This is a genomic window from Streptococcus parasanguinis (genome assembly GCF_016648855.1).
Taxonomy (GTDB): domain Bacteria; phylum Bacillota; class Bacilli; order Lactobacillales; family Streptococcaceae; genus Streptococcus; species Streptococcus parasanguinis_L.
Map to the genome: position 1 here is coordinate 18,673 of NZ_JACLQU010000013.1, position 24,031 is coordinate 42,703.

Below are 24,031 nucleotides of genomic sequence, written 5' to 3' on the forward strand. Positions count from 1 at the left end.
AGATAAAATCGAGGTCTCATTAATTTAAATTGATAAAGAATATACTAAACTTTCCGCTGTGAGAAAAGTGCCTGAAGCTTAACTGCTTCAGGCACACGGAATTATTGAGACCTTAGGCTCAATAATTAGTCATGGAACTTCTTAAAAGAAGTTCGCTGACGTCCGCACTCACCTAAGGAAAGTTTTTTATGATACCTTTATCTATTCATGTCGCCGATTGAAGCGAAAGACTTCAAAATATTGAATGGCCCGGTAGATTAAAAAGATGGTCAAGATGATGGCCACTAGCCAGATAGTTTTTAAACCATAAAACTGGATCAAGTAGGTCGAAAAGATGGCCCCACAGACGAAACTCCCGATCAAGCAGGTCATAAAGATGGCTTCCCAGAGGAATTTCATCTCCTTTTCTCTGACAAAATTTCCATAAGCCACCATGGTTTTCTTGAGATTTCCGGTCATAAAAGAGTGGTTGTAGGCATAGCTACCTACTTCTCCAAATGAGGTCGCTACGATTCCTAAACTCAGGCCAAAAAAAGGCACGATGAAGACATTTTTTACCGATGCTGGTAAAAATCCTGTCACCAAAGTTGTGAGGATATAGGGCACTAGGGTACTCAAGCGCCAGACTGAATTATCAATCAAGCGACGCAAGACCGTCATTAAAAAGATCCCCAGCATAAAGGCCAGCATCGTGGCTAACTTCACTTCTACATCTGAGATCTGCTGGCCGATCAAACCAACCGATAGAAAGACCACATTTCCCGTCTGGCCTGCCGCCAAGGTCCCACCCCGACAAATAAAGGTATAAGCATCTGAAAAACCAGCACACATGGTCAATAAACAAGCGAACGCCTTGGTCCGCGAATGAAACTCCCTTTTCATTTCCATTCTCCTTAGGAAAAAGAGGGAGTGGTACAGAACGTTACATAACGTTTTTCGTACCTCCCCCGCAACATTGATGGAGAACTCTTTCGAGTCTTTTAGCGAATGAAGAGTCTCATCAACTACTGAGACATTCCGTCACTCCTCATATCCGTAGACACTTGGTGACCAGTTGCCCTTCTTCTCTCTTTTTCTATTTTCCCTCACGCGCTTCGTTGAGGATTTTTTCAATCTTGGTTGTGATCAAGTCAATCGCAACCGTATTGGTTACGCCCTCAGGAATGATCACGTCCGCATAGCGCTTGGTTGGCTCGATGAACTGGTGGTACATCGGTTTTACCACACCAAGGTATTGCTCAATGACGCTATCGAGACTCCGTCCACGCTCTTCCATGTCCCGCTTGATACGGCGAATGATCCGCACATCATCATCGGTATCAACGAAAATCTTGATATCCATCAAGTCCCGAAGGCGCTTGTCTTCAAGGACTAAGATTCCTTCCACGATGAAGACATCTTGTGGTTCCTGACGATAGGTCTTGCTGCTGCGCGTATGTTCAGCATAGTCATAAGTTGGGATATCCACCGGACGACCCTCCAAGAGTTCATTGATCTGCGCAATCATCAAGTCCGTATCAAAGGCAAAAGGATGGTCATAGTTGGTCTTGATCCGCTCCTCAAAGGTCAAATGACTTTGGTCCTTGTAATAAGAATCATGCTCAATCATGGCAATCTTTTCATTCGGGAAATTAGCCAAAATGGCACGAGACACACTGGTCTTTCCACCACCAGAACCACCAGTAACACCAATAATAATAGGTCTATTTTGCATTTTCTACTCCATTACCTGTAGTCGTCTGAGAAGAAATAGACATCTCAGACACATCTTATCCATTTTACCATATTTTTGCCTAGACATGAATAGTTTTTCAGTAAGAAGTTTGGAAACAAAAAGGACCTTGCGGTCCTTTCATTACTTCACTTTTTCTAATTTAGCGGCAAATTCATTACCACCACGTAAGACGAGTATATTTTTTCCACCATTGACAGGTACGAAACAATAATTTGAATTAGCTTGTATATAGACTTCCTTAGCGCTCTTCACTTGATAGCCTTCTGATTTCACCGCTTCTTGAATTACGTCAAATGTGTGTTCAATCTCTTCTTTAGAAGTCGTGTCTCCATCATACTTTTCTTGATCAGCTAGAGAATAGAATGCGTAAGCCTTGTTATCGTAATACTTATCACTTATAATTCCATGATCTGAAATCTGAACAGTTGTATTATCTCCTTCTGTCACATTCTTCCATTTTCCAACCATGGCCTTTGGTGTTTCAACCTTGTGATAGACCAAATTATCTTCAAAGTTTCCTTTGTATGACTTATAAGTTTTCAAGTCGAATAAATCATTTCTTAAAATAATATTGCTTCCGTCTTTTTGGAGCAAGTTATAGCGTGTGTTCCCACCAGACTTAATAACAACAATTTCTGTCGTCTTCAGGTTAAATTTCTTATCGACATCCGCAAGTGAATGCAAGTCTGTTGCATTTAACAAAGAAAGTGCTGTATTAAATTCTTTTTTCGCTTCATTCCCCTTGAGAACCTTTTTGATGGTCTCACCACCATTGACTTTTTGTTTCTTTCCACTTAGTTCATAAGTAACCGGACTAGAATCCGTATTTCTCAACCAAACCCCATCTAGACTTGGTCCACCTGAAAAGAAAAAGAACCAAGCAAGAGCAATCACTGCGACAAGTCCCGCAACTGCGACCCCAATCTTTGTTTGTTTATTGAAAGAAAATGTCAATTTTTTCGGTCTTGGCACAGGTTGCAAGGTTTTCGCAGATGGTTGTGGTTGGACAAAACCCGTCTGCTCTTGTGAAAGAGGCGCACTAGGTGCAACAGGTGCTTCCTGAGAAGGAGCCTGCGCTTCAGTTGATGGAGCTGGTGCTTCTTTTCGCTCTACGACAAACTCCCCTTTTTCACGCGCTTCTTGAAATTCTTGCATACTTGGCTTGCGACCATTAACCGCTTCAAAGTATTCAACCCAATCTTTTTGATTCATCATATCCCCCTTATTGATTCATTATAAAAACTAACCATATTATACCACAAATCCATGGTTTATTTTGTGATTTTCAGAAAATAAATGAAAAGGACCTTTCGGCCCTTCTGATTTATTTCACTTTTTCCAATTTTTCAACTAAATGATAGTCTTCTGTGAAAACAAGAACTGTCTTTCCTCCATTTACAGGGATATAATAAAAATCAGATCCTAGTTGCTTGTACACGTCTTTCATACTATTTAACTGATAATCTTGAGAATCCACCGCATCTTGAAGATCTTCATATACCTCTTTCACTTTGTCAGCTGTCTTTTCTTGGTCAAACTTAGTTGAAGGCATCTTTTGGAGTTCTTCTAGGGTATAAAAAGCCGTACCTTCGCTGCTATCAAATTCACTATAAGTAAGAATTCCACGATCATTTAATTCAAGGTAATTGGTTTCATCGTCATAAGAACGCTCAATTTTCCATTTCCCAACTAACACTTTAGGAATTTCTGTCTTGTGAAAAATAGCATTTTTCTTAAAGCTCTCTGAATGATCACTATAGGTCACCAAATCCATCAAGTCATTAGCTAAAATTACATTGGTCCCATTGCTTTGGAGTAGATTATAAACAAGCCCATGTTCGTCTTTGATGATGACAACTTCCCTCGTGTGGAGGTCAAATTTTCTATCAACATCAGCTAAGGTTTTCAGCTTGGAGTAGTTTAACTGGTTTAAAGCTTTCTGAAACTCTTGACTCGCTTCCTTCCCCTTATAAACTTTTTCAATCTTATACTTACCATTAGATCGTAGCTCTTCTTGATTTAATTCATAAACTACTGCTGTTGAATCAGAAGGCCCAACCCAAATTCCTTCCAAACTTGGAGTCGGTTGGAAGAAAAAGAAGTAAGCCAGTACAATAAAGGCTAGTATTCCTACACCTGATAAAACCCATTTTGTCTGCTTATTCCATTTCACATCAAAGCGTTTGATAGCTGGTGCCGCATGCCTCGACTCTACTTGCGACTGCATTTGAACCTGCTCACTCTTCTCTGGTGAGAATACCGCTGATGGAACTTGTGCTTCAGGATCGTTCTCTTTTCGTTCCACTACAAACTCACCATTCGCTCGTGCATCTTGAAACTCTTGCAGACTCGGCTTCCGGTTATGGAGTGCTTCAAAATAGTCAACCCAATCTTTTTGATTCATCTATTCCTCCTAATCGATAATTGTTTTCAAACTGATCCTATTATACCATACATGGAAGATCTCTCACTCATTTTCAGAAAATAAAAGAAAAAAGTCCAAGTAGTTTTCCACTTGGACTTTCTTCCTTATTTCAAAACTTTTTGTGTTTTCGCGTAGTTGGCTTCTACAGCTTCTTTTTCAGCCTTCCACCAGTCTTGGTGGTCTGTATACCACTTGATAGTGTCTTCCAAACCTGCTTCGAAGTTTGTGAATTGTGGTTCCCAACCCAATTCTTCACGCAATTTTGTTGAATCAATGGCGTAACGCAAATCGTGACCAGCACGGTCTGTGACACGGTCGTAAGAATCTTTTGGTTGACCCATTTTTTCAAGGATGAGTTCAAGCACTTCCTTGTTATTCTTTTCACCATCAGCACCGATCAAGTAAGTTTCACCGATACGGCCTTTAGTGAGAATAGCCCATACACCCGTTGAGTGGTCGTTAGTGTGGATCCAGTCACGGACGTTCTTCCCTTCACCATAAAGTTTTGGTTTGATACCAGACAAGATATTGGTGATTTGACGTGGGATGAACTTCTCGATGTGTTGGTATGGTCCATAGTTGTTTGAACAGTTTGAAATGGTTGCCTTAACACCGAAGGAACGAACCCAAGCCTTCACGATCAAGTCTGAAGCAGCCTTGGTTGATGAATAAGGGGATGATGGGTTGTATTTGGTTTCAGCAGTGAATTTTTCACCAGGACCTTCCCCATGTCCAGGAAGATCTTCACGCAATGGAAGGTCCCCATAGACTTCGTCTGTTGACACGTGGTGGAAACGAATATCGTACTTGCGAGCCGCTTCCAAAAGTGTGTAGGTACCGATGAAGTTGGTGTGGATAAATGGTGACGGGTCGTTCAAGGAATTGTCATTGTGGCTTTCAGCTGCATAGTGAACGATCGCATCTGCCTTAGCAGCCAATTTATCAACCAATTCAGCATCAGCGATGTCCCCCACAACCAACTCGACACGATCTCCAAGGATTTCTTCAATGTTGGCACGGTTACCAGCGTAAGTGAGTTTGTCAAGGACAGTCACATGTACGTCTGGATGGTTGTTGTAGACATAGTGTACGAAGTTTGAACCGATGAAACCAGCTCCACCAGTTACGATGATATGTTTATATTCTGACATTTTTTCTCCAAATAATTTTTAGTTTTGATTGTTCCTTAAATCAATCTTTTTTTAGCTTTCCTTAGGTGAGTACGGAAGTTAGGTGAAATTATCCAGTGGATGATTTCAGCAATCCAGGAAGTTCCATGACTAAATTAAGATACAAAGGGCGTTTGCGGATAAAGTCAAAATAGGAAGTTTGACGCAGAATTTTTCGATTCTAGGAAAACTTATCTTTTTGACACAATCCGTAGCCCGTGTTCAATTAGTTTTGAGCCTAATGTCTCAAAACTTCCGAGCACCTGAAACAAAAATAGTTCAGGTGCTTTTCTCACGGCGGAAAGCTAAGTATATAACTCGCTTCGCTCGTTTATAGCAAAGCTAAAAACTATAGAATGCTTTCTTTGATTGTTTAAAGAGCTATTCTTACAAATCTTCTGCTTTTAGGGGTTTGACGTCTTTGAGCAGTGGGTGGTTCTTGTCTGCTTCTGAGACTTCTGCTTCTGCCAAGTTTTCCCATTGGATGTCTAGGCTTGGGTCTGCGTAGTTGACAAAAGCATATTTTGGTTTGAGTTCCAATGCCCAGTAATCATTGACTAAGTATGTATAAGCAACTTTATCTGTCAAAACTTGGAACCCATTGGCTACACCACGAGGGACGAAGATGCCTTTTGAAGCATCGATCACAGTTTGGTAGGTGTTCCCAAAGCTATCGCCTTCACGAAGGTCTACCCAAGTTCCAAGAACCTTGCCTTCATCTGCTACAGAGATGTACTTGTCCCAAGGCTCTGCATGCAAGCCACGCAAAACATTTTTACGAGAGAATGAAATATTGTTTTGCAACTTGCCTTCCGCAAAGAAGCTTTCAGGGAAGCCAAGAGGAAGCATTTTTTCTTTTTGGAAGTTTTCTTTAAACCAACCACGGTTGTCCCCACGCACAGGAATATCAAACTCCATCAAGCCTGGGATGGCTTCAATTTTGCGTGCTGCTAATTCTTTATCAAAAAATTGTTCCGTCATTAAGCTTCTCCAATCAAACGGAGCAAATATTGTCCGTATTCGTTTTTCTTCAGTGATTGCGCTAATTCATGGACTTGTTCTTTGGTGATATAACCCATGCGATAGGCAATTTCCTCAAGGTTAGCCACTTGGACATTTTGCAAGCGTTGAACAGTTTCGATATATTGAGATGCTTGCAAGAGACTTTCGTGAGTTCCTGTATCCAACCAGGCAAAACCACGGCCCATGAGCTCAACAGAGAGATCTCCACGCTCCAAATAAGCCTTGTTGACATCTGTGATTTCAAGCTCGCCACGAGGACTTGGTTTGATGTTTTTGGCAATCTCTACCACATCATTGTCATAGAAGTAAAGTCCAGTCACTGCAAAGTTGGATTTTGGATGTTCTGGTTTTTCTTCGATAGAGATGGCATTCATATCCGCGTCAAACTCTACCACACCAAAGCGTTCCGGATCTTTGACTTGGTAACCAAAGACAGTCGCTCCTTTTTCCTTCGCTTCTGCCCGTTGCAACATCTTGGTTAAGCCGTTTCCGTGGAAGATATTGTCCCCAAGGATGAGGGCAACATGATCGTCACCGATAAAGTCTTCTCCTATGATGAAGGCTTGCGCCAAGCCATCTGGACTTGGCTGCTCTGCATAAGAGAGGGAAATACCAAGTTCAGAACCATCTCCAAGAAGCTCTTCAAAACGAGGTAGGTCTTGAGGCGTCGAGATGATCAGGATATCTTTGATCCCAGCCAACATAAGCGTTGACAGCGGATAGTAGATCATTGGTTTGTCATAAATGGGCATCAATTGTTTAGAAGCCGCACGTGTCAATGGATACAAACGAGTTCCTGAGCCCCCTGCTAAAATAATACCTTTCATAATGTTAGGCCTTTCTACGTAGTCATTACCCTTATTTTATCATGTTTATATAAAAAAGTCACCTTGCATTTGTGTTACAAGGTGATGACAGGAGATGAGTGTTGTAGAATTGTTAGCATTGGTCTTACTCATGATTCAAATAGATTACTGCTCCTTGACTGAGCCGTCTGAAAACCTTACCTTTACTTCAGATTTGGTCGTGCCTTTCCTAGAATCCATAAAGCTCTGAAATTCCTCATCTTCATTATGATAGACCCCTATCTTCATTTTATGAACATCTTTATCATAGGCTAATTCGTGTTGCTTTGTAGTCCCATCAACAAATGTAATTTTGACATCAGCTCCCCATGCGTCTGAAGTAATGGAGCTATAGGATGGGTTTTTAATCTCAATTTCCTCAATTCCCTTGTAAGAATGCTTCAAGGTCTTTACAAAGCTGACTTCATACTCTCTATTGCGTCGCTTCTCTTCCATTTTTTTGTTCATATGAAACAAAAAGATCCCAACTACCATAAGGAGAGCCAAAGCGATGACACTCATCATCCTTTTGCTTTTCTTTATAAACTTGATTTTTACCATAAGATAATACTCCTGACTAATGAAGAACCCTTTGAGCTGTATCTGACTATCTTTTTTCTCAAAGACAATAACAGCAATCAAAAAGAGAGCTTGTCCTGATGCTCTCCTTTTCAGTTCCTTATCCCAAAGCGACGTCTAGGATCATCATAATGACAAAGCCAACCATGAGACCCAGGGTCGCAACATCTGTGTTGCCGTTAGTCTGGGAATCTGGGATCAACTCTTCAACCACCACGAAGATCATAGCGCCTGCCGCAAAAGAGAGAGCATAAGGCAAGATAGCCGTCATGGATAAGACGGCCACTGCTCCTAGAAGGGCTCCGATGGGCTCGACGATGGCTGACATAGATCCCCAATAAAAGGCATTGAGACGGGATTTTCCATCCGTCCGGATTGGGATTGAAAGAGCAGCCCCTTCTGGGATATTTTGCAAGCCAATCCCAATGGCCAGGCCAACCGCCCCGATAAAGGCTTCTGGACTTGGATTGCTAGCCAGAGCTCCAAAGGCCACCCCAACCGCTAAGCCTTCTGGGAAATTGTGGATGGTAATGGCGAGAAAAAGGAGGATTGTTTTAGACAACTTCTTCTCCCGCGGCGTATGGATACTCTCAGCCTCATCAATCTCCTTCGTCATATGAAGGAGAGGGACGATGGCGTCGATCAAACGGAGGAAAAAACCTCCAGCTAAAAAACCGATAGCCGCTGGCAACCAAGCCAAGCTCCCATAGGAGAGTTTTCCACATACTAAATCGACGGTTGCAAGAGGGACCAAAGTGACGCCGCAATCATGACCCCTGCCGCAAAGCCCATCATGATGTCCAGTAACTTACGACTGATATGCTTAAAGAAAAAAACGATGGCTGACCCGACAATGGTACAGCCCCATGTAAACAATCCTGCGAGAAAGGCCTGTAAGACCACGGATTGCGATTGAAACCAATTCATAACAACTCCCATTTTCTCGATGATTCACTTCTTCTATTCTACTATTTTTAGCCAAATTACGGAAGGTCTTTCGAAAAAAAGAGAGTGGGACAGAAATCGGTAATTCGTTAGAATTCGATTTCGTCGTCCCACCTCCGCAAAGTTGAGTAGGGCTGTAAAAGCTGATGAAATCAGCGTAGTAGAGCCCACTCAACCACTGCGTCTTGCTCGACAATCCAAAGACAATTGAGAGGCTAGGACTTTTGTCCCAGCCTACTTCTTCACATATTGTTCAACTGGATAATCTGCTGGATCTAAGCGCAGGTTTCCTCCTACCACGAGTTGGGATAGGTGCCACCCAATGAGGGGACCAGTTGTGAGGCCAGACGAACCAAGTCCACTGGCGACATAGAGGCCTACTTGATCAGGAACAGCTCCCCAAAATGGTGAAAAGTCACTGGTGTAGGCACGGGTTCCCACGCGCTCCCCGATAACTTCTGCTTGAGCGAGTTCTGGATAGTAGGCCAAGGCTTCTGTTTCCATCTGATTCAGCAAAGCCTGATCCACCGTCAGGTCAAAGCCCATCTCATTCTCATGAGTGGCTCCCATACTGATCTTGCCCTTCTGAAAGGGAATGATATCCAGCTCTCCTTCCGGCATGACCACTGGATAATCAGCAATATCTCGGTCTAGCTGATAATCCCTCAACTGTCCTTTTTGAGGCCGGACATCAACTTGGTAGCCAAGTGGCTCGAGCATTTGACCCAACCAGGCTCCTGTTGCCAAGATGACTTTGTCATAGCTTTCTCCTGCTATCTGAAAACCATCCTCTGTAATAGCCAAAGCAACCTCTTCCTTAATCAGTCTTGCGCCACTGGCTTCAAGGAGAGTTTCCGTTAGAAGGGCTCCCTCTACATGGGCCCCACCTGAGGCATAAAGGAGCTGTTCAAAGCCTTGTAGACCTGGGAATTGTTGGCACACTTCTTCTTTGTTTAAAATCGCTAAGTCTCCGATCAAGGGAGATTCTTCCCGACGACTCAGCGCCAACTGATAGAGTTCGTCTAATTTTTCTTCCTTTTTCTTGAGGAGATAGACGCCGGTCTGCTGGTAAAAATCTGTATGAATTCCGTCCTTGGCCAGGTCTTCTACCAATTCTTGGTAGAAATCAGCCCCCAGACGAGCCAGGCGATACCAAGCCTTATTACGCCGTTTAGAAAACCAAGGGCTAATAATGCCTGCCGCCGCCTTGGTTGCTTGGCCGACTCCATGGTCATAGACAGTCACATCCACTTGTGCTTCTTTGGATAAATAATAGGCTGCAGTGGATCCCACGATCCCTGCACCAATAATCGCAACTTTCATCATGACCCCTTAGATATGGTAAAAAGGATTGGTGCTGGCTTGACTGCCAATCACTTCAATCTCCCAGGCTTCCTCAGCCTTCCACTGATTGAGCTTTTCTACTAGTTTTGACACAAAGAGAACCTCGATATGGTGCCCGGGATCTAAGGCCAAGAGGCCATCGCTCAGCATGTCCTGAGCCGTGTGGTAGTAGATATCTCCTGTGATATAAACATCTGCTCCCTTGGCGAGAGCATCCTTGTAAAAGGACTGGCCACTTCCTCCACAGATTGCGACATGCTTGATAACCCGATCCAAATCCGCCTGATCATAACTGACTATGCGCAAAGCATCTAAGCCAAAGGTTTCTTTAACCTTGCTAGTCAACTGTCCAAAGGTTTGTGTAGCTACCCGACCGATCCGGCCGATTCCAAGTCCTTCCCCTGTCATACTGAGGGGCTCTGTATCTTCAATTTCCAAGAGCTGGCAAAACCAATCGTTGAGACCATCTGGGACAATGTCAATATTAGTATGGCTGACGTAGACTGCGATATCATGCTTGATCAAATCGATATAGATCTGATTTTGGGCCCGATCAGCTACCAAATCCTTGATGGGACGGAAAATAGGCGCGTGCTTGACGATGATCAAGTCCACCCCATGAGCGATTGCTTCTGCCACCGTCTGCTCCCGAATATCTAGGGCTACCATGACCTTCTTGATGTCTTTTTGTAGCGTGCCGACTTGTAGGCCACGGACATCTCCCTCCATAGACAATTCCTGAGGACAATAGGATTCATAGCGTTTGATGACTTCACTTGCTAACATGTAGAACCTCCTTGATGTGAGCGATGCGCTCTTCTAACGATGCTCTGGCAGATTGATTCTCAACTGGGACCTGCTCCAAGGCGAAGGCTAATTTCTCCACTTCCTTGGACCACTTTTGGACAAAGGCTGGAGCTTGTTCCCGCATCAAATGGGGACCAAAGCGTAGTTCCTTGGCTGTCAACTCTTGAGAACCGTGTTCCACCACAAGGATCTCATAAAACTTCTCATTTTCTTCCAAGATAGCTTCATCAACAATGTGGAAATCATGGTCGACTAACCAAGCCCGCAGTTCATCCTCTCGATTATTGGGCTGCAGAACCAAGCGAGAGACATTGGCTAATTTCTCAAGACCTGCCGCTAAGATATCTGCAATCAAGCGTCCGCCCATGCCAGCAATGGTGATACAGGAAATGCCGTCTGCTGGTTCAAAGGCAGCCAAGCCATTGGCCAGACGGACTTCAATCTTGTCCTCTAAACCATTATCGACGACATTTTGGAGGGCAGACTGATAAGGCCCCTCTACCACTTCCCCAGCAATGGCAGCCTCAATCTTGCCTTCTTGTAAGAGGGCGATTGGGAGATAAGCATGATCACTCCCCACGTCCAACAGACGCGCTCCAGCTGGGACGAAACTGGCCACCAGATTCAAGCGATTTGATAATTTTGTAAATTCCATGTGCTTCTTTCTATACTTTTATTCCATCCTATAGTATACCATGTTTGCACCATTAAAAAAAGGCGCAACGGCGCCTTGTCTATTATGGAAAGGTATTACTTTAGACTTTCCTTAGGTGAGTCCGGACGTCAGCGAACTTCTTCAAAGTTCCATGACTAAGTTTTGAGTCTAATGTCTCAAAACTTCCGGGCACATGAAACTTATACGTTTCATGTGCTATACTCACGGCGGAAACTCTCGCTATCATCCTCAACAAGCCGATATTAGACTTTAGTCAATTTCCTTATATTCTACTTCCAAGCCACGTTGCACGGCTGGGCGATTGGCAATTTTCTCTGTCCAAGCTTGCAAATGCTTGTATTCCTTTACATTTAGGAAAATTCCTGCTCGGTCCCAGACCTTGTCTTGGGCGAGACGGCCATACCAAGACCAGATGGCAATATCTGCAATGGTATAGTCATCTCCTGCAATATAAGGTTTGGTAGCCAATTCCTTGTCCAGTAGGTCCAATTGGCGTTTGGCTTCCATGGCAAAGCGATTGATGGCATACTCGATTTTCTCAGGTGCATAGTGGAAGAAATGACCAAAGCCTCCCCCTAGGAAAGGTGCAGCCCCCGTCTGCCAGAAGAGCCAGTTGAGCACTTCTGTCCGTTTAGCCAGATCAGTAGGGATTAATTTGCCAAATTTCTCTGCTAGATACAGGAGGATATTGGCCGATTCAAAGACACGAATGGCTTGATCGCCTGATTGATCCAACATGGCTGGAATTTTCGAGTTTGGGTTGATGGCTACAAAGTCACTACCAAACTGATCTCCCTCACCAATCTTGATCCGATAAGCGTCATAGCCTGCATCCACTCCCAGCTCTTTCAATTCCTCCAGCATAATGGTGGCCTTGATCCCATTGGGTGTTGGAAGGGTATAGAGTTGGAAAGGTTGATCCCCTTTTGGAAGAGTTTGTTCAAAGCGGGCACCTGCTGTTGGTTGGTTCAAGCCACCCCAGGCTCCTCCCATTTGGCTCGGTGCTTTCCATACTTCTGGTAATTGATAGTCTGACATCTTTCTTCTCCTTTATTTCGCTACTCCTAGCATATCAAATATCGGGCTCCCTTTCAAAGATCTGCTACGCGAAGGCTACTTGACTTTTTTTGTCAAAATGATAGTATAGAAAAAATACAATTTTAAGGAGAAAACCATGTCCACGATCGACTTTCATAGTTTGGCAAAGACAGAATTGCACTGCCACTTAGATGGTTCCTTGTCTCTTCCGACCATTCGCCAGCTGGCAGCTATGGCCAATATTGACCTACCTGCTAGCGATGAGGAGCTCAAGCACCATGTCACTGCGCCTGCCCACTGTGAGAATCTTTTGGACTATTTGGAGGCCTTTGACTACATTCGGCCCCTTCTTCAAACCAAAGAAGCCTTGACGCTTGCTGCTTACGATGTGGCCAAGCAAGCTGCTCTTGAAAATGTCGTCTACATCGAAGTCCGCTTCGCACCAGAATTGTCCATGGACCAAGGCCTCACCGTTCCAGAAACCATCGATGCTGTCTGCGATGGTCTACGCCAAGCCCAGGAGGAATTTGGCATTGTTGCAAAAGCCTTGGTCTGTGGCATGCGCCAGTCCGATCAAGAGGTCACCTCTCGCATTCTTGCAGAAGCCAACCAAGTTAGTGATCAGGATTTTGTTGGTTTTGACTTTGCCGGAGATGAGCACAACTACTCTCCAGAAGATATTCGAACTTTAATCGAGCAAGTCAAGAGTTACCATCGGCCTATGACGCTTCATGCAGGTGAGTGTCATTGCCCACACTTTGTTGCCCAATCGATTGCATTTGGCATCAAACGCAATGGGCACGTGACGGCTCTATCTCATGAACCAGCCTTACTCCAATCCTTTATTGAAAATGGGGTCACTGGTGAACTCTGCTTGACCAGCAACTTACAGACAAAAGCAGCGCCGACTTTAGAGGATTTTCCTTATTTGAAAATGAAGGAAGCAGGTGCTCGAATCAGTATCAATACCGATAATCGGACTGTATCTGATACCGACCTCACCAAGGAATACGCCCTCTATCATCAGCATTTCCAAACCAAGGAAACTGACTTTTACCAGCACAATGTCCATGCCATCCAGGCTTCCTTTGCTAGTGAGGAGGAAAAACAAGAACTCCTTACCAAACTAGAAAAAGCTTACGCGGACTATCTATAAACGAAAAATGCTAGCAATATATGACTGCTAGCTTTTTGTATGGTTAAAAATTATTTTTTCAATTAAGAACCTATTTGTTTCAGTAAAAATAATGTCTTATTTTTAAAACTATTCAAGTATAAACTAAAAACTTTCCGCCGTGAGAAAAGTGCCTGAAACACTATTGTTTCAGGCACTCGGGAGTTTTGAAACCTTAGGTTCAAAACTAAGTCATGGAACTTCTTCGAAGTTCGCTGACGTCCGTACTCACATAAAAAAAGTTTCTAGGAAGACTTAACCTTCCATCTGCAGCTAGCACTCAAATAAGTGCTAGTTTTTTTAATCCTTCCACAAATCCATGGCCTTCAAGAAATCGTCTGAAACGGTCACATTGCGTGGGTTGGCTTGCTCGCGTTCTTGTAGTTTCGCCTCTACTTGGGCCAGGCTGTTGATGCCTTCACTGCGCCAGTTGCGTAAAATAGCTTGGATATATTTCCAGTGAGGCTTACCGTTAAAGACGGCTTCTCGTAAGGCTGCCTTGATCACATCTGGATCTGTCTGATCCTCGCGCACAGTCTTGGTCAAGTCTTCAATCTCAAAAGGCGTCAAGAGTCGTCCCAGTTCTTGTTGGAAGGTTTCCACCAAGTCCTTGATGACATTTCCCTTAGCAGGCGCGCTCTGTGTCTTCCCTTGTGTCTGGGCTTCTAAAATCTCATCCAAGCGCTCCAGGGCAATGGTCGCATCAAAGATGGCTTCAATCTCGCCATTGAGCTCAATGGTCCGGTACTGAAGGAGTCCCTTGGTGGTCAAATTGGACATAATCCGATTGACTTCTGTCACCGTTTTTCCTAGATGACTAGCAATCTGATTAGGAGTCAAGGCCTCTTGACCAGTCGTATTTTGAAGGAAGAAAAACTGCCAAACCAAGTAGTCATCTGCTTGGTCAAACAATTCATGATAATGAAAAAGCAAGGCACTTGGAAGAACCAAGTTGCCATACTTAAATGCTTGTGAATATGTCATAATTCCCCTTTATAGGTAACCATAAAATGAAATATCTTTTTCCAATTCTTCCAAGCGGTAAGGTGTTTCTTGATAAACCGCATAGTTGATCCAATTACTAAAGAAAGTCGTCGCAGCTAGATTCCAACGAATGCGAGGCTCTGTATTAGCGTCATCCCCATCAAAATAATTCTTGGGAACGTCCGGATCCAAGCCCGCCTTGACATCTCGGTGGTATTCTTTTGCCAGCGTATCGCGATCATACTCCAGATGGCCAAAGCTATAGACCTCACGCATGTCTGGACTGGCAATGATGGAAAGCCCAACTTCATTTCCCTGAGCGATCACTTGAAGATTGCTCTTTTCAAGGACTTCCTTCAAAGGAATATCTGTATAACGAGAATGAGGGGCAAGGAAGCGATCGTCAAAGCCTCTCATGAGCAGACTATCGGGACGCACCACTGCTTGGTCATAGATACCCGATAGCTTGTCACAGAGTTCTACTTTTTGAATCCCGTAACGGTGGTACAGTCCAGCCTGGGCTCCCCAACAAAGGTGCAAGGTAGAAAAGACATGCCGCTTGGACCATTCAAAGACCTGGGTCAATTCTTCCCAGTAGTCTACTTCCTCAAAGTCCATCTTTTCGACAGGCGCTCCTGTCACAATCAAGCCGTCATAGTAATTATTCTTGATATCCTCAAAGGTCTTGTAGAAGCTCTCCAAATGCTCAGCCGCCGTATTCTTGGATTCATGGCTCGCCATGTAGAGGAAATCAACATTGATCTGCAAGGGCGTGTTGGCAAGGAGCCGTAAGAGCTGGGTTTCTGTCGCAACCTTGGTCGGCATCAGATTAAGAATGAGAACATTCATCGGCCGAATATCCTGGTGAGTCGCCCGAACATCATCCATGACAAAAATATTTTCTGAACGAAGGATATCGACTGCTGGTAATTTTTTATCTAGAGTAATTGGCATAAAAAGCTCCCATCTTACAAGTTCTTAACTAACATTATATGATAGGAGCTTATAGTTTTCAATTATGGTTTTTCTGTAGCCAGTTATAGTATTAGACTATATTAGTAATGCATCAAGACTTTGTAGTCGTAATCACCGATCGCTTCGCGACCTTTCAATTCATCCAACTCGATCAAGAAGGCACAGCCTGCAACGACCCCACCGAGTTTTTCGATCATTTCGATGGTTGCTTTCACCGTACCACCAGTCGCCAAGAGGTCATCAACGATGAGGACGCGTTGACCTGGTTTGATGGCATCTGCGTGCATGCAGAGGGTATCCACACCGTATTCTTTTTCGTAGTCAGCAGAGATGACTTCACGTGGCAATTTACCAGGCTTACGAACAGGCGCAAATCCAATTCCCAACTCAAAAGCGACCGGACATCCAACGATGAACCCACGCGCTTCAGGACCAACGATCATGTCAATTTTCTTATCCGTTGCGTATTGAACGATTTCACGAATCGCATAACTATAAGCATTGCCATCTGCCATCAAAGGGCTGATATCACGGAAGGTAATACCTTCTTGTGGATAGTTTTCAATGCTTGCAATGTAATCTTTTAAATTCATGGTTAACTTTCTTTCATAAAAAATTTTTTACATTCCATTATATCATGAATTCCACTAACTTGCATCATTTTTTGCCAAATCATTTTCCCAAGCTCCCGCGTCAAAAGCAAAAATCCCACATCCGAAAAATGATGTGGGATTGGAAACATGCTTACTATTCATCTAATACTTTATTGTACTTGATTTTCATATCCCCTAAGTTTTTCCAAGAGTAACGGGAGCTTCCATTCTTGAACCAAGTACCAAGAATATATTGTTCAGCTACCTTCTTACTTTGCTTTTTCAACCAAGCACGGTCTTTGCCATAGGCGGCAAGTTTCTTTAGAAAATCACTACCCTCTACTTCTTGATCATCCGCATAAAGATAGACTTCTTCTTGAATCAATGCTCTTTTTTTAGAATTGTATTTGAACATCATACGAACCGATACATTTTCTTTTAACTGATATTTATACCTATAAACCCATTCCGAACTGTTTCGAAACATCATGACGGACAGGTCTTCTTGTCCCCCAACGATTTTATCTGAATAGGGATACATTTGAAATCCTTCATCTTCCTTCCAGATGCGATCACTTCCGATCGTTTCTGTAAATGGCTTAAACATCACATAGCGCATCAATCCACCATTTTCAGAGTAGTTAATCTCCTCCATAGGGTTTTTGAGGCTCAGGTAGATTCCTACCCAATAAAGTCCAAAAAGCAGGAAGGGACTGAGCCAGAGGAATTTTTTTAGGTGTTTTTTCATGAGTCCTGTCCTGTCAGGTAGTCGTAGATTTCGCGAACCGTTCCAAGGGCCATCAATTCCTGTTCTTTAACGGTTTGTTTGAGATTTTGGTAGATGCTACTTTCTGCGATTTCGCGTTTTTCTGCTTCTTTATTGACCTTCATGATGCCATTTTCAATGGTCACGAAGCCCAACTCTTGAAAGATCTGAATCATTTTGACCAAGAGGATCTGCTGGATCTTGAGATAGGCCGCTAGGTCTTTGAGTTTGTAGCGGACATCGAACTCTGGGTACTGGTAGATGGTCTTATAGAGCTTGGCATATTGGTCCCTGCTACCATATCCTGTCAGATAGTAGGCTTTGGCGATCTCATTTTTGAAATAGACAGCCTGGAAATCATGCTCTTGGAAGATTTGCCGTAGTTGTTCTAAATCCTCAGGGATATTTCCAACTACAACCGCGGATGTCCCTGTCAAATCTGGCAGTTCTTTAGTAAAATCAAGAATGGGAACACCTGCGGGGAGGCTGGCATTTTTAGAGCGGATATTAAAGAGCTGCACACCATCCACACGCGCATCAACCAGCATGAGCTGGAGGGTCGTTTGACCATTCCATTGGTTGACCGACAACTGCACAGCTAGCTCTAGGTCTTGCGCTTGCGCAAACTCTGACTCTAAGCTTCCCAAGCCAAAGGCAACCACCTCAAAGGTCGCATCTTCTTGAGAAATTTTGAGTTTCAAGTGGGTATTGCCAGCTCCCATCGAGCGTGCCCCTTCTACCTTGAAATTACGGACTAGAAAGACGGGCTTTTTATTGTCCATGCCAAATGGACTCAAGCGATCAAAGCTTTTCAAGGTCTCAAGCGTTAGTTCTGTTAGATGCAGTTCCTCGTCGATGGCTAGGGTGGACTTGCTGCTGAGATCAATCTCTTGCTCTGCAATGTAATCCGTAAGAGCCTGAGACAGGGCAGGAAGTTGGTCCACCTCCAGCGTCATTCCTGCTGCACCGGCATGTCCTCCAAAGGCGACAAAGAGCGACCGGTGAGGATCGAGGGCCTCAAAGATATTGACCGACTCAGGACTCCGAGCGCTTCCTTTAGCCCGCCTATCTTCAATACTTAAAACAACAACTGGCTGATGAAGCTCTTCTAATAGACGGCCGGCGACAATACCAAGGACCCCTGGATTCCAGCCTTCCTTGGCTAAGACCTGGGCGGATAAGCTTGGATCGACCATGGTTTTGGCTTCGTCATAGATAGCTTGGACGATCTCTTTTCGTTCTTCATTCTTTTGATGAATCATGAGGGCAATCTCGTGTGCCTCTTCATCGTCAAAACCAGTCAGTAGTTCGATAGCTGGATTAGGGTCATCGAGGCGTCCAAGGGCATTGAGACGAGGAGCAATCTGAAAACCAACTGTTTCTTCATTGACATCCTCCGGACGAATCCCTGCGATCTCCAAGAGCTCCTGCAAGCCCATGCGCTGGGTATGTTGGAGAACACCCAGACCGTATTTGACCAGAATCCGATTCTCATCTGTCAGGCTCACCATGTCAGCAATGGTCCCAATTGCTACCAGGTCTAAGAGATCGACTGGTACTTCCTCTAGGAGGGCACAGGCCAACTTAAAGGCCACACCACATCCTGCTAGATAATGGAAGGGATAATCCGCATCAGGATGCTCCGGATGGATGATCGCATAAGCATCCGGTAAAACCTCTGGCATAGAGTGGTGGTCGGTCACGATAACATCAACTCCCATCGCTTGGGCCATGGCAATTGCTTGATTGCCCGCGACCCCATTGTCCACCGTGACAATCAGGGAAATGCCTTGCTGCTCGATAAAGTATTTGTAGACACTCTCATTGGGACCGTAGCCGTCTGTGAAGCGGTTGGGTAGGTAGACTTGCACCTCTGCACCCATCTGCTCCAAGGTTTCCTTCATAATGGAGGCTGAGGTCATCCCGTCCGCATCATAGTCTCCGTAGATGAGGATCTGCTCATAATCTTCGATGGCCCGTCGGATGCGCTCCACTGCCTTGTCCATATCATGGAGCAAATAAGGGTCATGTAGCTTCTCCAACTTGGGTTCTAAAAAGTCTTCTAAATCCTCTTTGGTTTGAATGCCACGCTCATACAGCAAGGTTGCTACGGATGCTTCCAGGCCCGCTTTTTTGGCAAGGGCTAAAAAAGCCTCATCTGCACTTGGCGAAGCTAACTGCCAATCGTATTTTGAAGTGATCATCTAGCTTTTGGTCTCCTCTTTTTCTTATCTGAATATTATAACATGAAAGGCTAAAATGGCGGGAAATAAAAGGTCGACTTATACAAAAACCAAAATCAACATTTTGCCTTATTTTTGTTGCATTTAACTTGACTTATCACACTAAAAGAATATAATAATGTTGATAATAATCTTTTAAATATGCAATGGGATGATTATTCTGTTAAGTTTGCACTGCTTATTATCATTTTATATTATGAAGCGTAAATTTCTTCCGTTTTTCTATCGAATCATTGTTTTTAGAAAGTTTGTTTCAGGTCCAACCAATCCTCTAGTATGGACAGACTAAAGATAGGATATTGAGGTATGCCCCCATATTTTCTCAATAGAGGTAAGGTCCTTCTTCTCTAAATACATGTTCAAATAAAGCAACTGATTGTATGGAGCAAAGATCAGGAGTTTTTCAGTTTTAGGAGATATCACTATATAGAAAAACTTTACGAAATTTATGCAAAAGAAAGGAAATGAGGCCAATTGAAATTTCTATATAAAAAGATAGTTGCATTTGTAGCTATCATCGCCGTGGTAGCCTTAGGCTTGTCTGTGATCAAACCTGTTAGCGCGGCTACTGTTTCACCAACCGTCACCAATTTAAAGGCTCAGGCAAGTGGACAAAAAGTTATCTTTTCATTTGACTGGGATTTAACTGGTAAATCAGTTAAAGAAGGTGATACGTTTACCATTGATGCTCCAGAAGGTGTCAATATCACTGAAGTTGCAACTCAATCACTCCAAGCAAATGGAGCTGAAGTCGCAACCATTTCGATGACAAACAAAAAGATTACTTTTACTTTTAAAAAAGCCATCGAATCCATGAACCAAAACGTTAAGGGTGGTTTCTCATACAAAGCAGAATGGGATAACACTCCGGGAAATCCTGGAAATAAAACGGCTACCTCAAAAGTTGGTTCAGAATCAGTCGTCATCACACGTCCTGATGGGCCAGGAGTTTTCGAAGCAATCTTAAATAAATATAATCGTACAGGTGATTATGTTTCTAAACAATTCAAATTAGACGCATCTGAAAACTATGCATGGATGAATGTTGGAGATGACTATTATCTCACTACTTGGTTCATTCGTATCAACGGAGATGGTAAGAAACAAGCCATCACAAACCCTGTTGTGTCAGATAAAATCCAAGCTCCAGCTGTAGATTACTCAAAAATCACTTTTGCTCCTGCTGCAAACCACGCTGCAAGTGAATTCTTTGTAGGAACTTACTTGAAACCATCCTTCACTTTGAGAAAAGGTGGACAAGTGGTAGCTTCTGGTTGGGACTTCTGGAAACATGTGAAATTCGATGCGGACGGCAATGGATTTACCGTGAATTTATCAGATGTCAGTGATGTCTTTAAAACAGCATCAAGCGATGAATTGATCGTTGAATACCAAACATTAATTCCTAAGACAACCGTTCGCGTTGACAACAATGCTACGTTAACAGCTGATGAAATCAAAACACCATTAAAAGACCCAGCATTCTGGAATAACACAGAATTAAACTTCTGGGTATCCGGTGATAAAACTATAACTGTTCAAAAAGAATGGGTTGGTGATGAAGAAGCTGACCGTAAAGATATCACAGTTCAATTATTAGCTGATGGTAAAAAATTAGACGGTATGACTAAGACCTTGACAAAGGCTTCAGGTTGGACTGCAGAATTTTCTAAATTACCAGGGATTAAAGATGGACAACCGATTGTTTATTCAGTAGAAGAAACGAATACACCTGATGGTTATACTTCAAAAGTTGAACCAATCAATGAGTCGAATGTTATTAAAGTTGTAAACACTTCAAACAAACCAAAAGTAACTGAAACTACTGCAAATCTTGTTGTTAAAAAAGCTTTCGAAGTAGCCGGTGATCAAGAACATAAACAAGTTCCAATCACAGAAGGTCAATTTGAGTTTGTCTTGAAAGATGAAAATAATACGGTAGTTGAAACTGCTAAAAATAAAGCAGATGGCACTGTCAACTTCAAGTCTCTAACCTTCAATAAGGAAGGTAGCTATACATACACTATCACTGAAAACAAGGGTACGGATGCTACTATCAACTATAGTACACAAAGCATCACGGCTACTGTCGATGTGAAAAAAGAAAACGACAAACTCGTCGCTACTGTCACTTACTCAGGTGGAGATGGTGAACAAAAAAATACGATCACCAATACTCAAAACAAACCAAAAGTTTCAAATGCTAAAGTGACCTTAAACCTTAAAAAAGCATTTGAAGGTGGCGAACTTAAGGGTGATGACTTTGAGTTTGTTGCAAAAGATTCAAACGATAAAGTTGTTGGCACAACCAAGAACAAAAAAGATGGTTCAATTACTTTTGATAACATCACTGTAGACCATGCTGGTACATTCAAATATACCATCACTGAAACAAAAGGTAGTGACAAGACCATTACTTACAGTGATAAAACCATCACAGCTACTGTTGTAGTGGTTGAAAAAGACAACGCTTTGGTTGTAGAACAAGTCACTTACTCTGATGGTGAAAATGCCACAGATACGTTCACGAACAAAAAAGAAGCTCCTAAAACAGAAAGTGTAACAGCTAGCCTTCAAGTTAAAAAGCTTCTTAAAGAAGGTGAAACAAACTTACCGTTGACAGACGATCAATTTGAATTTGTCTTGAAAGAAGGAGACAATACCCTTGAAACTGCTAAAAACAAAGCAAATGGTACTGTAACCTTTAAGGAACTTTCTTATACTGCAGAAGGAACACATACTTATACCATTACCGAAAATAAAGGTACGGATGCTTCTATCAACTATAGCACACAAACCATCACTGCTACCGTTGAAGTGAAGAAAGTAAACGACAAACTCGTCGCTACTGTGACTTACTCAGGTGGGGATACTGAAAAAGGAGATACGTTTACAAATACGAAAACACCTCCAGCGCCTGTTCCTCCAACAGTGAAACCAACGACAGCTCAATTCAAGGCTAAAAAAGTATTGGCGATCAATGGTTCGAGTGATCGTACATTGAAAGCAAATGAGTTTACTTTCCTTCTCAAGGATCAAGCTGGTACGCTCGTTGATACCAAGACAAATGGTGAGAATGGGGATATTCTCTTCAATCCAGTAAGCTTTAATGAAGCTGGTACGTTCACCTACACAATTGTTGAACAAAAACCAGCTACACCGGAATCAGCAATTACTTATGATGAATCTGTTCATACTGTAACAGTGACTGTTACAAAAGACGAAAATGGACAATTGAATGCGGATGTGCAATACGACGGTAAAAAGGATACTCCTACTTTTACTAACACGTATACACCTCCAACTCCTGTTCCTCCAACAGTGAAACCAACGACAGCTCAATTCAAGGCTAAAAAAGTATTGGCGATCAATGGTTCGAGCGACCGTACGTTGAAAGCAAATGAGTTTACTTTCCTTCTCAAGGATCAAGCTGGTACGCTCATTGATACCAAGACAAATGGTGAGAATGGCGATATTCTCTTCAATCCAGTAAGCTTTAATGAAGCTGGTACGTTCACCTACACAATTACTGAACAAAAACCAGCTACACCAGAATCAGCAATCACTTATGATGAATCTGTTCATACTGTAACAGTGACTGTCACTAAGGATGCAAATGGACAATTGAATGCGGATGTGCAATACGACGGTAAGAAAGATACTCCTACTTTTACCAACACGTATACACCTCCGACACCTCCAACTCCAAGTGAAAAACAAATTACCACAAGCAAGATTTTAGAAGGTCGTGACCTTCAAGGTGGTGAATTTAGCTTTAACCTCTTGGACGAAAATGGTACTGTTCTTCAGACAAAACAAAATGCTGCAGATGGTACAGTGACATTTGATGCAATCGCCTACACGGAAGCGATGATTGGTACTCATAAATATACCATTAAAGAAGTCGTTCCAGCTGATCAGGCAAACATCCAATATGATGAAGGTCAAGTGGATGTCACAGTTACCGTCACAAAGGATGAAGCATCAAATGCTATCCAAGCAGTCGTTGCTTATGGAGATAAGAAAACCTTTATCAACAAGGTTATCCCACCAACTCCACCAACAGTGAATAATCCTGAATTGAAACTTTATACCCTTAGGGTTCGTAAAGTGGATGAAAAGGGTGATTACCTAGCTGGTGCAGTATTTGGACTCTTTGAAGCAGATGGTGTGACACCTGTTGCAAATCCTTATGGACAAGGCCAAGCGCAAGCAATTTCTGGTCAAGATGGACTTGCAAGCTTTGTTGGATTTGAAGCGAAAAATTACGTGATCAAAGAGCTCTCTGCTCCTAATGGTTACCAACTTTCAGATACATCCATCAAAGTTACTACAAGCGACTTTACTTCAGCTACAAACCTTGTCGTTGATAAAGGAAATGTGGTAAATAAACTTCTTCCACCTTCACCATCAATTGATATTCCAAATATACCAACACCAAGTAATAGCAAACCTAAAAATCCATCACCAAATGGAGATAAGCCTAAGCCTAGTGACAAACCTAAATCTAGTGAAACTCCTAAATCTAGTGACAAGCCTAAAGAAAGTAAACGATCCCTTCCTTCAACAGGAACGGAAGATCATTTAGGACTTCTTGTAACTGGTTTGACATTCGTCGCTACAGCTATTGCTTCTATGACACTTAAGAAGAAGGAAGACTTCTAAGCAACATGAAAGATCTAGTCAAACACGACTAGATCTTTTTCTTGT

The 24,031-nt window shown here is 42.9% G+C and carries 19 protein-coding genes and 1 pseudogene; 2 read left to right on the forward strand and 18 right to left on the reverse strand.

Annotation, left to right across the window (positions count from 1 at the left end):
- Positions 1–201 precede the first annotated feature (201 nt).
- The 13 genes and pseudogenes from H7T92_RS08180 to yghU form a co-directional block, all read right to left on the reverse strand.
- On the reverse strand, positions 202–882 hold the full coding sequence (locus tag H7T92_RS08180; protein ID WP_049472456.1) for a YoaK family protein: 681 nt from the start codon (positions 880–882) through the stop codon (positions 202–204).
- A 193-nt stretch (positions 883–1,075) separates the two neighbouring features.
- Complete coding sequence (gene udk, locus H7T92_RS08185) at positions 1,076–1,714, reverse strand: uridine kinase (RefSeq protein ID WP_003002524.1); 639 nt, start codon at positions 1,712–1,714, stop codon at positions 1,076–1,078.
- A 141-nt stretch (positions 1,715–1,855) separates the two neighbouring features.
- Positions 1,856–2,947: a DUF1720 domain-containing protein gene (locus H7T92_RS08190; RefSeq protein WP_049498022.1), complete on the reverse strand. Its 1,092-nt coding sequence runs from the start codon at positions 2,945–2,947 to the stop codon at positions 1,856–1,858.
- A gap of 112 nt (positions 2,948–3,059) precedes the next feature.
- Positions 3,060–4,139: a hypothetical protein gene (locus H7T92_RS08195; protein ID WP_201037503.1), complete on the reverse strand. Its 1,080-nt coding sequence runs from the start codon at positions 4,137–4,139 to the stop codon at positions 3,060–3,062.
- A gap of 125 nt (positions 4,140–4,264) precedes the next feature.
- Positions 4,265–5,311, reverse strand: coding sequence for a dTDP-glucose 4,6-dehydratase (gene rfbB / locus H7T92_RS08200; protein WP_201037504.1), 1,047 nt, complete (start codon positions 5,309–5,311; stop codon positions 4,265–4,267).
- Between the two features lie 405 nt (positions 5,312–5,716).
- Complete coding sequence (locus tag H7T92_RS08205) at positions 5,717–6,310, reverse strand: dTDP-4-dehydrorhamnose 3,5-epimerase family protein (protein WP_049472463.1); 594 nt, start codon at positions 6,308–6,310, stop codon at positions 5,717–5,719.
- The gene (gene rfbA / locus H7T92_RS08210; RefSeq protein ID WP_003002772.1) at positions 6,310–7,179 is read right to left on the reverse strand and encodes a glucose-1-phosphate thymidylyltransferase RfbA; all 870 of its coding nucleotides are present in this window, start codon (positions 7,177–7,179) and stop codon (positions 6,310–6,312) included. The genes H7T92_RS08205 and rfbA overlap by 1 nt, the downstream gene beginning before the upstream one ends.
- Before the next feature lie 144 nt (positions 7,180–7,323).
- Positions 7,324–7,758 carry a hypothetical protein gene (locus H7T92_RS08215; protein ID WP_049472464.1) on the reverse strand — a complete coding sequence of 145 codons (435 nt, stop codon included), beginning with the start codon at positions 7,756–7,758 and terminating at the stop codon, positions 7,324–7,326.
- Positions 7,759–7,876: 118 nt separating this feature from the next.
- Positions 7,877–8,703: pseudogene (locus tag H7T92_RS08220) on the reverse strand (ZIP family metal transporter).
- Positions 8,704–8,955: 252 nt separating this feature from the next.
- On the reverse strand, positions 8,956–10,047 hold the full coding sequence (locus tag H7T92_RS08225; protein WP_375788570.1) for an NAD(P)/FAD-dependent oxidoreductase: 1,092 nt from the start codon (positions 10,045–10,047) through the stop codon (positions 8,956–8,958).
- Between the two features lie 6 nt (positions 10,048–10,053).
- Complete coding sequence (locus H7T92_RS08230; RefSeq protein WP_049472310.1) at positions 10,054–10,851, reverse strand: Nif3-like dinuclear metal center hexameric protein; 798 nt, start codon at positions 10,849–10,851, stop codon at positions 10,054–10,056.
- Complete coding sequence (locus tag H7T92_RS08235; protein WP_049472311.1) at positions 10,838–11,527, reverse strand: tRNA (adenine(22)-N(1))-methyltransferase; 690 nt, start codon at positions 11,525–11,527, stop codon at positions 10,838–10,840. The genes H7T92_RS08230 and H7T92_RS08235 overlap by 14 nt, the downstream gene beginning before the upstream one ends.
- 270 nt (positions 11,528–11,797) lie before the next feature.
- Entirely contained in the window at positions 11,798–12,586 is a 789-nt protein-coding gene (gene yghU / locus H7T92_RS08240; protein WP_049472313.1) for a glutathione-dependent disulfide-bond oxidoreductase, read from the reverse strand.
- A gap of 136 nt (positions 12,587–12,722) precedes the next feature.
- On the opposite strand from yghU, the gene add reads away from it, so the two are divergent.
- Entirely contained in the window at positions 12,723–13,742 is a 1,020-nt protein-coding gene (gene add / locus H7T92_RS08245) for an adenosine deaminase (RefSeq protein WP_049472316.1), read from the forward strand.
- Positions 13,743–14,060: 318 nt separating this feature from the next.
- On the opposite strand, the gene H7T92_RS08250 is transcribed toward add, so the two are convergent.
- The 5 genes from H7T92_RS08250 to recJ form a co-directional block, all read right to left on the reverse strand.
- Positions 14,061–14,744: a DnaD domain-containing protein gene (locus tag H7T92_RS08250; RefSeq protein WP_049483308.1), complete on the reverse strand. Its 684-nt coding sequence runs from the start codon at positions 14,742–14,744 to the stop codon at positions 14,061–14,063.
- A gap of 9 nt (positions 14,745–14,753) precedes the next feature.
- Complete coding sequence (gene metA / locus H7T92_RS08255; protein WP_201037506.1) at positions 14,754–15,698, reverse strand: homoserine O-acetyltransferase MetA; 945 nt, start codon at positions 15,696–15,698, stop codon at positions 14,754–14,756.
- Positions 15,699–15,799: 101 nt separating this feature from the next.
- On the reverse strand, positions 15,800–16,312 hold the full coding sequence (locus H7T92_RS08260) for an adenine phosphoribosyltransferase (RefSeq protein ID WP_003007878.1): 513 nt from the start codon (positions 16,310–16,312) through the stop codon (positions 15,800–15,802).
- A 154-nt stretch (positions 16,313–16,466) separates the two neighbouring features.
- The gene (locus H7T92_RS08265; protein ID WP_201037507.1) at positions 16,467–17,060 is read right to left on the reverse strand and encodes a TipC family immunity protein; all 594 of its coding nucleotides are present in this window, start codon (positions 17,058–17,060) and stop codon (positions 16,467–16,469) included.
- Complete coding sequence (gene recJ / locus H7T92_RS08270) at positions 17,057–19,282, reverse strand: single-stranded-DNA-specific exonuclease RecJ (RefSeq protein WP_201037508.1); 2,226 nt, start codon at positions 19,280–19,282, stop codon at positions 17,057–17,059. Before recJ ends, H7T92_RS08265 begins: the two co-directional genes overlap by 4 nt.
- Before the next feature lie 513 nt (positions 19,283–19,795).
- Between recJ and H7T92_RS10375 the strand changes: the two genes are divergently transcribed.
- Entirely contained in the window at positions 19,796–23,986 is a 4,191-nt protein-coding gene (locus tag H7T92_RS10375) for a Spy0128 family protein (RefSeq protein ID WP_201037509.1), read from the forward strand.
- Positions 23,987–24,031 lie beyond the last annotated feature (45 nt).